11 protein-coding genes are annotated in these 11288 nt (G+C 64.2%); 7 read left to right on the forward strand and 4 right to left on the reverse strand.

Annotation, left to right across the window (positions count from 1 at the left end; translation table 11 throughout):
* Window positions 1-333: 333 nt before the first annotated feature.
* The 4 genes from cydB to glpD form a co-directional block, all read right to left on the reverse strand.
* Entirely contained in the window at window positions 334-1359 is a 1026-nt protein-coding gene (gene cydB / locus AC2VLV_RS13695; protein WP_486990506.1) for a cytochrome d ubiquinol oxidase subunit II, read from the reverse strand.
* A gap of 1 nt (window position 1360) precedes the next feature.
* A complete protein-coding gene (locus AC2VLV_RS13700; RefSeq protein WP_486990507.1) occupies window positions 1361-2836 on the reverse strand; it encodes a cytochrome ubiquinol oxidase subunit I in 1476 nt (491 codons plus the stop codon).
* A gap of 154 nt (window positions 2837-2990) precedes the next feature.
* Window positions 2991-3584, reverse strand: coding sequence for a GbsR/MarR family transcriptional regulator (locus AC2VLV_RS13705; protein ID WP_013104417.1), 594 nt, complete (start codon window positions 3582-3584; stop codon window positions 2991-2993).
* A gap of 138 nt (window positions 3585-3722) precedes the next feature.
* A complete protein-coding gene (gene glpD / locus AC2VLV_RS13710) occupies window positions 3723-5312 on the reverse strand; it encodes a glycerol-3-phosphate dehydrogenase (protein WP_486990515.1) in 1590 nt (529 codons plus the stop codon).
* Window positions 5313-5466: 154 nt separating this feature from the next.
* Here glpD and AC2VLV_RS13715 point away from each other — a divergent pair, with 154 nt between their 5' ends.
* The 7 genes from AC2VLV_RS13715 to AC2VLV_RS13745 form a co-directional block, all read left to right on the forward strand.
* Entirely contained in the window at window positions 5467-6603 is a 1137-nt protein-coding gene (locus AC2VLV_RS13715) for an ABC transporter substrate-binding protein (protein ID WP_486990508.1), read from the forward strand.
* A complete protein-coding gene (locus tag AC2VLV_RS13720; protein WP_486990509.1) occupies window positions 6603-7520 on the forward strand; it encodes an ABC transporter permease in 918 nt (305 codons plus the stop codon). The genes AC2VLV_RS13715 and AC2VLV_RS13720 overlap by 1 nt, the downstream gene beginning before the upstream one ends.
* Entirely contained in the window at window positions 7517-8308 is a 792-nt protein-coding gene (locus AC2VLV_RS13725; RefSeq protein ID WP_486990510.1) for an ABC transporter permease, read from the forward strand. Before AC2VLV_RS13720 ends, AC2VLV_RS13725 begins: the two co-directional genes overlap by 4 nt.
* Window positions 8308-9384 carry an ABC transporter ATP-binding protein gene (locus AC2VLV_RS13730; RefSeq protein WP_486990511.1) on the forward strand — a complete coding sequence of 359 codons (1077 nt, stop codon included), beginning with the start codon at window positions 8308-8310 and terminating at the stop codon, window positions 9382-9384. The genes AC2VLV_RS13725 and AC2VLV_RS13730 overlap by 1 nt, the downstream gene beginning before the upstream one ends.
* Window positions 9381-10208 (forward strand): phosphodiesterase, encoded by an 828-nt coding sequence (locus tag AC2VLV_RS13735; protein WP_486990512.1) that lies wholly within the window; start codon window positions 9381-9383, stop codon window positions 10206-10208. The genes AC2VLV_RS13730 and AC2VLV_RS13735 overlap by 4 nt, the downstream gene beginning before the upstream one ends.
* Before the next feature lie 116 nt (window positions 10209-10324).
* Entirely contained in the window at window positions 10325-10792 is a 468-nt protein-coding gene (locus tag AC2VLV_RS13740; RefSeq protein WP_486990513.1) for a MarR family winged helix-turn-helix transcriptional regulator, read from the forward strand.
* Window positions 10789-11288, forward strand: a 500-nt coding sequence (locus AC2VLV_RS13745; protein WP_486990514.1) for a cytochrome b, incomplete at its 3' end; no start/stop codon positions are given. The genes AC2VLV_RS13740 and AC2VLV_RS13745, both read left to right, overlap by 4 nt.

Genomic DNA, 11288 nt, shown 5'->3' on the forward strand with positions numbered 1-11288 from the left:
CTCGGGTCTCCAGTAGATCTGAGGGGGCTCACTGCATAACGGCTCACACGCCGGTGCCGTGGACTGCAGACGGAAGTATTTCAGCAGCCTGTTAGGGGCGGGTCTTCCATCATTGTCGAGGCACCGGACGGAAAAACGACCGAGGTCACATGCGGCGGCAATCAGACCCTGCAAGTCAACTACACCATGCGGCTCATGTACGACGCGGGCATATGGGATAGGTAACGAGCATGGCACCCCTCGCTCGAGCGGAGTAACGCAAAGACGAGGGGCAGGGCTGGATTGATGGCAATTGGCGCGAATGTACCCAACCTGACCCGGAAGTGGTTTGGCTCAATAGGCATGCTCCGCGTCCGGGTCGATTTTTCCGCGGAAGACGATGTATTGGTAGACGTTGTAGGTAATCATCACCGGGATGAGCATGCCGATGCCGATGAGCATGAACACGAGGGTGCTGCTGTCTGAGGCAGCCTGGTCGATGGTGACGGAGCCGGGCACGATGTACGGAAACCAGGTGGCGGCCAGTCCGGCGAAGGAGAACAGGAAGATCAGCATGGTCCAGACAAACGGCGCCACTTCGGCCTGCCGCTTGAGGGCGCGCAGCAGCATGACGAAGCTGAGTAAGGCCAGCGCGGGCAGTACGGCGAAGAAGTAGATGTTGGGGGTGGTGAGCCAGCGGGCGAAGATCTGCGGGAATTGCAGTGGCGTCCACACCGTGACCACGGCGCCGACGGCGAGCATGATCCAGGCGAGCAACTGGCCGCGCTGGTAGCACCCGGCCTGAATCTCATCCTTGGTCTTGATGATGAGGTAGGTCGAGCCGAGCATGGCGTAACCGGCCACCACGCCGAGCACCACGATGACGCTGAAGGGCGAGAGCCAGTCCCACACGCTACCTACATACACGCCGTTCACCACCTTGACGCCATTGAGCAGGCCGCCGAGCGCAAACCCTTGGGCGATGGTGGCCAGCAGGCTGCCGAGGCCGAACATGGCGCCCCAGAAGGCTTTGCGTTCGGAGAGTTCGTGAAACTCGAACGACACGCCGCGCATCATGAAACCCAGCAGCATGAGGATGATGGGAATGTAGAGCCCATGCAGCACGGTGCCGTAGGCCAGCGGAAAGGCGCCGAACAGGGTGCCGCCGATGACGACGAGCCAGGTTTCGTTGGCGTCCCAGATGCTGCCCAGGCTGGCCATCATCACTTTGCGGCGGCGCTCGCCGACGAACAGCGAGAGCACGCCCACGCCGAGGTCGAAGCCGTCGAGCACCACATAAAACACCATGAACAGGCCGATGATGAGGAACCACACGGTGGCCAGAACGTGGTGCAGTTCTTGCGGGTTGCTGAAGTCCATCTCACTGCCCTCCTTTCACGGCGAGCTTGGCGCTGGCTGAGACCGGCGCGACGGGTGGGGTGAAGGGAACGTGCTTGGGCGCGGCGGCGTGTTCCGGCTTGCCGCCTTGGCCGGGTGCGCCGGGCGGGTCTTCGAAGCTAGGCCCTTTGCGGATCATGCGAGCGGCAAAGACGAAGGCGGCGACGCCGATCACGCCGTAGAACAGCATGTACATGGCGAGTGACCACAGCACGGTGTCGGCCGGCAGGTTGCTCACGCCTTGGCTGGTGCGCATCATGCCGTAGACGATCCACGGCTGGCGGCCCACTTCGCGGGTCATCCAACCGGCTTCAACCGCGGCGTAGATGGCGGGTACCGCGAGCAGCCAGCCCCGCAGCAGCCATTTGTTTTCGCTGATGCGCGCCGCGGTCATGCGGTCACGTTTGCGCCACAGCATCCACAGCGTCCAGAAGGCCATGAAGGCGACAAACACCCCGGCGGCCACCATGACGCGAAAGGCGTAAAACGGAATCCACACGGGCGGCTGGTCGTCGGGCTTGAAGTGATCCAGACCGACGACTTTGCCGGTCATGGTTTTGGTGACGATCATGCTCAGGCCATCGGGGATCTCCAGCGCCCAGTCGTTTTTCTGCTCGGCCTGGTTGGGAATGGCCAGCAGCGCCCAAGGTGCGCCCTCGCCGGGCTTGTTGGTATGCCAGTGCGCCTCGATGGCGGCGAGCTTGGCGGGCTGGGTTTTGGCCAACAGACTGCCAGCAGAATCGCCAATGAAAATCTGCAGCGGAGCGACGATGAGCAGTGCGATCACGGCCCACTTGAACGCCGGGCGGAAAAAATCGACATGGCGTTTTTTGAGCAGGTAATACGCGCTCACCCCAGCCATGACGACCAGGCTGAGTTCGATTGCAGCGGTGAACATATGGCCGAAGCCATAGGGCAGATCGGGGTTGAACACCGCGTCGAACCAGTTGGTGATGGCAAATTTGCCGTCCACCAGCTTCACCCCGGCGGGGGTTTGCATCCACGAGTTGGCCACCATGATCCAGAAGGCCGACAGGGTGCTGCCAAAGGCCACCATGCTGGTGGCGAACAGGTGCATCTTGGGGCCGACGCGGCCCCAGCCGAACAGCATGATGCCGAGAAACCCGGCTTCGAGCATGAAGGCCATGGCCGTCTCGAAGCCGAGAATGTTGCCCATGAAGTCGCCCGCCGAGGTGGAGAACGGCCCCCAGTTGGTGCCGAAGGAAAACTCCATCGGAATGCCGCTGATCACGCCCACGCCGAAGTTGATGAGGAACAGCTTGGTCCAGAACTTGACCTGGTGGAAGTAGAAGACGTTTTTGGTTTTCACCCATGCGGCTTCCATGCCGAACAGCACCAACGCCAGCCCGATGGTGAGGGGCGGCCACATGATGTGGAACATCGCAATGAAGCCGAACTGCACCCGAGCGAGGAACTCGGGGTTTTGAAGCCAATCCATGATGCACTCCTGAAGCGGTGAGATGTCGGTTGGCGTGTCGGGCCGCGCAAGGCGGCAGGTTGAGCCAACGATAAGCGGGAAGCGTTACAGCGGGGTGACGCCCTGCGGCGGCGGCAGATCAATGCGCAAGGTCCAGCAGGCGACGTTGCACATCTCAGTTCTCCACCACTTGCAGCGCGGCGGCTTTGTCGCCCCGCCTGCGCGTGGCGACCTGCTTGACGCGGCTTTTGAGGGCGATCAGCTTTTGCACCGCGCCGCCCAGTTGCATGAGCTGGCGCACGTCTTCGCTGGGCATGCGCTGAATGTCGTCGAACCACTGCGTGGCCAGTTCGATGAGATCGTGCATTTCGCGCATGCGCTGCTGCGCGTATTGCTCGGAAGCGCCCTCGGGCTGAGACAGCAGGGCGTCGCGCAGCATGGACAGGGTGGGGTCGATTTCGCGCTTGCGGCGCTCTTCGGCCAGGGTGCGAAAAATGGCCCACACGTCTTCTGGCGCGGAGAAATAATCGCGCCGGTCGCCGGGCAGGTGCTGCATGCGCACCAAGTTCCAGGCGCCCAGTTCCTTGAGCCCCATGCTGACGTTGGAGCGCGAAAAATCGAGCGCGGCGGCGATTTCGTCGGCATTGAGCGGGCGCTCGCTGACGAACAGCAGGGCATAAATCTGGCCGACAGTGCGGTTGATGCCCCAGCGGCTGCCCATTTCGCCAAAGTGCAGCACGAAGCGCTGGGTGAGTTCCGGGAGTTGCATGAGTTTGGTCTGATCGAAGTTTCAGTAATTTCTGAAAGTTAAAGAAATTGTCTGACTTAGATCAAGCGCCAGGGGTAACGAGACGTGTTGCCCCTATACCCAGGCGGGTATTTGCACGCGCGACGGCGCGGCGCGCAATCAGCGGCTGGCGAACCAGTCGGATACGGCTTGAGACTGGGGCGAGGCCGAGTGGTCGGCGAGCAGGTGCAAACCGAGTTTGCTGCGGCGCCAAAGCACATCGTCGGCGCTGGCGGCCCATTCGGTGTCGCGCAAATAGCGCAGCTCGGCTTCGAACAAGCCGGGGGCGATCTCGGCGCCGAGGTCTTGCAGTTGCGCTGCGGTCTGGCCACCGGCGGCGCGTAGCACGCGGTCGATGCGGCTGCCGTAGGCGCGGGCCAGGCGTCGGGCCAGTTCGGGCGGCAGCCACGGGTAGCGTTGCTGCACGACTTGAACAAAGCGGGCAAAGTCGGTGTCGGGGCGCTGCGCGGGGCCGATCCAGCCCGACAGATCGCCACCGGGAAGGAGGGCGTTGTGCGTCCACGCCGGGCGTGCTTCGCCGAGGGCGGCGCAGAGCTGGTCGGCGGCCTGTTCGGCGAGTTTGCGAAAGGTGGTGATCTTGCCGCCCCAGACGGTGAGCAGCGGCGCGCCGTCGCGGTCGAGTTCGAGCTTGTAGTCGCGGGTCGCGGCCTTGGCATCGCCGGCGTGATCTTCTAGCAAAGGGCGCACGCCGGCGTAGCGCCAGACGGTCTGCTCGGGCCGCAACTCGGTGCGGAAGTAGCGGTTGACTTCGGCGCAGAGATACGCGGCTTCGGCCTCGCTGCAGGTCTCGGCGCCGCTGGGGTCGGACACTTCGACATCGGTCGTGCCGATCAGGGTGAAGTCGCGTTCGTAAGGAATGGCGAACACGATGCGGCCATCGCCCGCCTGGAAGATGTAGGCGTGCGGATGATCGAACAGGCGCGGCACGACGATGTGGCTGCCGCGCACCAGCCGCAGCGAGCGGCGCTCGTGCGGCGGCTGCCCGTCGGCGTTGTGCACCGTGCGCTTGAGCAGTTGCTCGGCCCACGGGCCTGCCGCGTTGACCAGGGCGCGGGCGCTCACCCGCTGCTCGCGACCGGCGGCATCGCGCAGGGTGGCTTGCCAGCCCGTGCCGTGGCGTGTGGCGGAGGTGCAGGCGGTGCGGGTGAGCACGGTGGCGCCGCGTTCAGCGGCATCGACCGCGCACAGGGTGACCAGCCGGGCGTCGTCCACCCAGCCGTCGGAATAAATGAAGCCGCGGGTGTATTCAGCCTTCAGCGGAGCGCCCGCGGCATGGGTGCGCAGATCGATGCTGCCTGAACCCGGCAGCCACTCGCGCCGCGCCAGATGGTCGTAGAGAAAAAGCCCGGCGCGGATCATCCAGGCCGGGCGCATGGCCGGCGCGTGCGGCATGACAAAGCGCAGCGGCCACATCAGGTGCGGCGCGCTGCGCAACAGCACCTCGCGCTCCTGCAAGGCCTTGCGCACCAGGCCGAACTCGTAATACTCCAGATAGCGCAGGCCGCCGTGAATCAGCTTGGTGGAGGAAGAGGAGGTGTGTGCCGCAAGGTCGTCGCGCTCGCACAGCACCACCTTGAGGCCGCGCCCGGCCAGATCGCGTGCAATGCCCGCCCCATTGATGCCGCCGCCGACGACCAGCACGTCGCACGTGAGGCTGGAAGGGGGCGAAAAAATAGCGGCGCTGTTCATGTCGAGATGGTAGGGGGCGATCATTGGGAGGTCAGGTGGTGGTGTCACACCAATGAAAACGCCAGCCCACCTGCAACAATTTTGGAGCAGAATCACGAGCTGCTTTTCGGCTCTACGCAAATTGAGCTTTATCCAATACAACCTGGAGTCACTCATGACCAACCGTTCGCACGATTCCCGCCGTCATTTCCTCAAACTCACCGCCGGTGCTGCGGGTGCCAGCCTGGGTTCGGCCCTCATTCCGGGTTTTGTCGGCAATGCGTTTGCCGCTGCCGCCGCGCCCGCTGACAAGGCGCTGATCGCCGCGGCCAAGGCCGAGGGCAAGCTCAATGTCATCGCGCTGCCGCCGGACTGGGCCAACTACGGCAAGATGATTGCCGAGTTCTCCAAGATGTACGGCATCAAGGTCAACAGCGCCTCTCCCGACGCCAGCTCGGCGCAGGAACTGCAGGCGATCAAGTCGCTCAAGGGCCAGAGCCGCGGGCCGGACGTGGTGGACGTGGGCCCCGCCTTCGCGCTGGCCGGGGTGCAGGAAGGTCTGTTCCAGCCCTACAAGGTGGCGACCTGGGCCAGCATTCCCGACAACATGAAAGATGCCGGCGGGCTGTGGTGGGGCGACTACTTCGGCGTGGTGTCTTTCGGCGTGAACCGCAATGTGGTGAAAAACGCGCCGCAAACCTGGGCCGATCTGCTCAAGCCGGAATACAAGGGCATGGTGGCGCTCAACGGCAGCCCGCTGGGCGCTGGCGCTGCGTTCGCCGGGGTGTTCGCGGCGTCGCTGGCCAACGGCGGCTCGCTCGACAGCATGTTGCCCGGCGTCGAGTTTTTCGCCAAGCTCGCCAAAGCCGGTAACTTCAACCCGTCTGATGCCACTTCGGCCAGCCTGGTTTCGGGCCAGACGCCCATCGTCGTCAACTGGGACTATCTCAACATTGCGCAGGCCAAGAAAGAGGCCAGCAAGGTCAAGATCGACACCATCATCCCGACGGACGGCAAGCCCTACGGCGGCTACTACTGCCAGGCCATCAGCAAATTTGCCCCCAACCTGAAGGCGGCGCAACTGTGGGAAGAGTTTCTCATGTCCGACGCCGGCCAGCTCATCTACCTCGAAGGCTACGCGCACCCGGCACGCTTCAACGACATGGTGGCGCGCGGCGTGATTCCGCAGTCGCTCATGGCTGAGCTGCCCCCGGCCGCGGCCTACAAGGAGGTGGTGTTCGCCGACAAGGCGCAGACCGAAAAGGCGCAAGGCGTGCTCAAGGCTGACTGGGCCAAGATGGTCAAGGTGTAATGCGGCAGGCATCTGATGCACCGGCGGATAGGGCGTCAATCGCCAGCCGCCCGGTGCGCCTGCCGGGCTGGCTGGGCCGACACTGGGGCACGGTGCTGTTCATCGGCCCCTTTCTGCTTTATGTGCTGGTGTTTCTGCTGCTGCCCGCGTTGCGCTTGCTGGCGCAGGCGCTCATCGACCCGCACGGCCTGACCCTGCGCTATATCGCCGAGCTGGCGCAGCCGCAGACGGTGCAGGCGTTTTCCAACTCCATCGTGCTCTCGGCGGTTTCGGCCGCGGCCGGGCTGGTGTTTGGCGGCTTGGCGGCCTATTTCATTCTGCATCCCAAGGCGCCCAAGGGGCTGCGTTCTCTGCTCACCTCGTTCAGCGCGGTGGCGGCGAACTTCGCCGGGGTGCCGCTGGCGTTTGCCTTCATCGCCACCCTGGGTAGTCTGGGCATGGTGACGGTCTGGCTGAAAAGCTTAGGCGTCGATCTGTACGCCTCGGGCTTCAATCTCTACTCGATGAGTGGCTTGATTCTGGTGTATGGCTACTTTCAGATTCCGCTGATGATCATTGTCATCATCCCGGCCATCGAAGGGCTGCGGCGTGAATGGCGTGAGGCCGCCGAAAGTCTCGGAGCAGGGGCCTGGGTGTACTGGCGGCATGTGGGCCTGCCGATTCTCTTGCCGTCGCTGCTGTCGGCCTACCTGCTGCTGTTCGGCAATGCGTTTTCGGCCTATGCCACGCCTTACGCGCTGACTTCGGGCAATATCGGCCTGGTGCCCATCGAAATCAGCAATGTGCTGTCAGGCAACGTCATGCTGGAGCCGCAAGCTGGCGCCGCGCTGGCGCTGGGCATGATCGCGGTGATGGTGGTGGTGATGTTGCTGTACGCGCTGGTGGCCCGGCGCGCCAATCGCTGGAGAGGACGATGAACGCATCGGTTCGTCAACGACTTCCGGTTTCGGGCATGGCGTTGTTGCTCATCGTCGGGCTGTATTTCGCGCTGCCCTTGTTCGCTACCGGCGTGTTCAGCTTCTGGGAAGGCGGCGACCGCTACGGCCTCAGCGCCTATGCGAGTCTGGTGCACCAAAGCGAGATGTGGAGCAGCCTGTGGCTGTCTCTGCGGCTGGCGCTGGAAACCATCGCGCTGAGCCTGGTGGTGCTGGTGCCCGCGGTGTTCTGGATGCACCTGCGTGCCCCGCGCATGAAGCCGCTGTTCGACTTCATTTCGGTGCTGCCTTTCGTCGTGCCGCCCATCGTGCTGGTGGCCGGGCTCACCGCGCTGTTTCATGGGCCCGACTGGTTTGTCGGCACGCCCAACTATCTGGTGGTGCCCTACGTCATTCTGGCGCTGCCCTACACCTACCGAGCACTCGACGTGGGCATGCGCGCGCTCGATTTGCGCACCCTCACCGAGGCTTCGCACAGCCTGGGCGCGGGTTGGGGCACATTCTTGCTGCGGGTGCTGGTGCCCAATCTCGCCAGTGCGCTGGCGGGTGCGGCGTTGCTCACCATCGCCATCGTCATGGGCGAGTTCACTTTTGCGAATGTGCTGCTGTTCAACACCTTCGCGGTCTATATCAACTACGTCGGCCAGACCTCGGCCACCGAGGCGGCGGCACTCACTCTGCTGAGCTTTGTCATCACCTGGCTGGCGATGCTGGGCGTGCTGCTGTCGGGGCGCGGCAAGGGGCAGGCGCAACTGGGAGGCGCGCACTGATGGCGACGCTTGAAATCAACGGGGTGGCCAAGCTTTACGGCAACCGCACCGTGCTGCACGACATTTCGCTGAATCTGAGCAGCGGCGAGTTTGTCTCGCTGCTCGGTCCCTCGGGCTGCGGCAAGACCACGCTGCTGCGCATCATCGCGGGGTTCGAGCACCCCGAGCGCGGCAGTGTGCGGGTGGACGGGCGCGACATCACCGCGCTGCCTGCCAATCAGCGCCAGCTCGGCATGGTGTTCCAGGCGTACAGCCTGTTTCCCAATATGACCGCGGCGGAGAACGTGCGCTTCGGCTTGCGGGTGCGCAAAATCGACGCTGCCGAGCAAACCCGCCGCGTGGGCAAGATGCTCGAACTCGTGGGCCTTTCGGCCCATGCCGACAAGTACCCGCACCAGCTCTCCGGCGGCCAGCAGCAGCGCGTGGCGCTGGCGCGTGCGCTGGCCATCCAGCCCACACTGTTGTTGCTCGACGAGCCTTTGTCGGCGCTCGACGCCAAGGTGCGGGTGCAGTTGCGCGAGGAGATTCGCCGCATTCAGCGCGAGACCGGCATCACCACCGTGTTCGTCACCCACGATCAAGAGGAGGCGCTGTCCATCTCCGACCGCGTGGCGGTGATGTTCGAGGGTCGCATGGTGCAGGTCGGCGCGCCGGCGGCGATCTATCAGGAGCCTGAGCATCCTTTCGTCGCCCAGTTCATCGGCATTTCCAGCCGCCTGCCCGCGCGTCTGCTCGATGCCGGGCAGGGCATGATTTCCGTGATGGACAAGCCGCTGCAGGCGCCGCGCGCGCGCGGCCTGACGAGCGGTGAGCTGCATCTCTATCTGCGCCCCGAAGATGTTCAGTTGCATGCGCTCAACGGCAGCACGCCGAGCTATGCGGTGCTGCAGGGCACGGTACGCGAAAGCACCTTCTTTGGCGCCGTCACGCGCTTGCGCGTCGAGCTCGATAGCGGCGAGCGTTTGCTGTCCGACCTGTCCACCAGCGCCGCGCAGCAACTGCCCATCGGCAGCCGAGTGCACATCGGCTGGCAGGCCGATGCCATGCGCCTGCTGCCCGCAAAAGACACGCCATGAAACTCATTCATCTCACCGACACCCATCTCACCACGCCGGGCCGCAGTCTCTACGGCATCGACCCGCTGGCGCGGCTGCAGGCGGCGGTCGAGCACATTGCGCACCAGCATGCCGACGCCGAGCTGTGCGTGGTCACCGGCGACCTCACGCATTGGGGTGAGGCCGCGGCTTATGCCAGCCTGCGAGACTGTCTGGATTTTCTGCCCATGCCGGTGCTGCCGCTGATCGGCAATCACGATCACCGGGGCCGTTTTCGCGCTGCGTTTCCCGACGTGCCGGTGGACGAAAACGGTTTTGTGCAGTGGACGCACGACACCTCGGCCGGCCGCTTCATCCTGCTCGATACGGTGCTGGGCGACGCCGATCAGCGGCGTCCATCGGCGGGCTATTTCGATGCCGGTCGCATCGAGTGGTTGCGCGCGCAGCTCGATCGCGCGCAGGCTGACGCGGCGCCGGTCTTCCTGTTCATGCATCACCCGCCGTTTGGCGTGGGCATTGCCGCCTTCGACGAGATCAACCTTGTCGCCGATGACGCCCTCGCTTTCGGCGCTTTGCTGCGGGAGTATGGCCACATCCGCCACCTGTTTTTCGGTCACATCCACCGCCCCATTTCCGGCAGCTGGCACGGCATTCCCTTCTCCACCCTGCCGGCCACGGCGCATCAGTCGGGCCTCGACTTTCTCACCGAAACCGATCTGTTCACCCACGAAGCGCCCGGCTACGGCGTGGTGCTGATCACGCCCGAGCAGGTCACGGTGCACATCAGCGATTTCCTCTATCGCGGCCCGCAGATCGACCCCGGCAGCGAACGCCTGCACGGCTGAAATTTTCTCGCGGCGCCTTGCCCCGCCGCCTTGGCGGAGGCCGCAATGACCCTGCGCGCAGAGATAGTTCTAATGAGAACTAAGATGCGCCGCATGTTTCGCTTCCGAGCTGCCGCGTGACTTCCTCGCCCCCCTTTCTGCCCTTGCTGCGCGAACTCGTGCGCACCTATCAGGCGTTCGAGCGCTACTCCGCCGCGCATGTGCAAAGCCTGGGGTTGACCCCGGCGCAATTCGACGTGGTGGCCACGCTGGGCAACACCGAGGGCATGAACCCCAAGCAGTTGGGCGACAAGACCCTGATTACCAAAGGCACGCTGACTGGCGTGGTCGATCGCCTGCTGGCCAAGGGCTTGGTGCAGCGCCTGCCCGACCCGAGCGATGGCCGTGGGCAGATCGTGCGGCTGACGACGCGGGGGCAGAAAGTGTTCGAGCAAGTGTTTCCTGCGCATGGGGCGCATCTGGCGCAGGCGTTCTCAAAGCTGAGCGCTGCCGAGCTGACCGCCTCGCAGCAGGCCTTGCACAGTCTGCGGCAGGCGCTGGAGCAGGCGGGCGCTTATGAAAGCGCTCAGGAGGTTAAGACATGAACTCCACCCCGGCTGCCGAAGTGGCCCGCTACACCCTGACCGCACAGTTGCTGCACTGGCTGATTGCCCTGTTGATTTTCGGCCTCTTTCCGCTGGGGCTTTATATGCACGGGCTGCCGCTTTCGGTGCGCAAAATCGAGCTGTATTCGTGGCACAAATGGTTCGGCATCACCGTGCTGCTGTTGGTGGTGCTGCGCATCGCTTGGCGGCTCACGCATCGCCCGCCGCCGCTGCCCGGCGACATTGCGCCCTGGCAGCAGGCGGCCGCGGCCCTGATGCACGAACTGCTCTATCTGCTGATTCTTTGCATACCGCTGAGCGGCTGGGCGCTGAGTTCGGCGGCCGGTGTGCCCGTGGTGTGGTGGGGCGTGTGGACGCTGCCCAACCTGCTGCCCGCCAACCCGGCAATGGCGCATCTGCTCGAACTGGTGCACGCCACGCTGAACTACACCCTGGCCGCCTTGGTTGCCGTGCATATTGCCGCCGCGCTCAAGCA

The sequence above is a fragment of the Thiomonas sp. TH-17 genome (genome assembly GCF_057473305.1).

What these genes read in the sequence shown, in the direction of transcription:
- cydB (WP_486990506.1), bottom strand. Translation starts at nt 1,359, where the DNA reads ATGGACTTCAGCAACCCGCAAGAACTGCACCACGTTCTGGCCACCGTG.
- AC2VLV_RS13700 (WP_486990507.1), bottom strand. Translation starts at nt 2,836, where the DNA reads ATGGATTGGCTTCAAAACCCCGAGTTCCTCGCTCGGGTGCAGTTCGGC.
- AC2VLV_RS13705 (WP_013104417.1), bottom strand. Translation starts at nt 3,584, where the DNA reads ATGCAACTCCCGGAACTCACCCAGCGCTTCGTGCTGCACTTTGGCGAA.
- glpD (WP_486990515.1), bottom strand. Translation starts at nt 5,312, where the DNA reads ATGAACAGCGCCGCTATTTTTTCGCCCCCTTCCAGCCTCACGTGCGAC.
- AC2VLV_RS13715 (WP_486990508.1), top strand. Translation starts at nt 5,467, where the DNA reads ATGACCAACCGTTCGCACGATTCCCGCCGTCATTTCCTCAAACTCACC.
- AC2VLV_RS13720 (WP_486990509.1), top strand. Translation starts at nt 6,603, where the DNA reads ATGCGGCAGGCATCTGATGCACCGGCGGATAGGGCGTCAATCGCCAGC.
- AC2VLV_RS13725 (WP_486990510.1), top strand. Translation starts at nt 7,517, where the DNA reads ATGAACGCATCGGTTCGTCAACGACTTCCGGTTTCGGGCATGGCGTTG.
- AC2VLV_RS13730 (WP_486990511.1), top strand. Translation starts at nt 8,308, where the DNA reads ATGGCGACGCTTGAAATCAACGGGGTGGCCAAGCTTTACGGCAACCGC.
- AC2VLV_RS13735 (WP_486990512.1), top strand. Translation starts at nt 9,381, where the DNA reads ATGAAACTCATTCATCTCACCGACACCCATCTCACCACGCCGGGCCGC.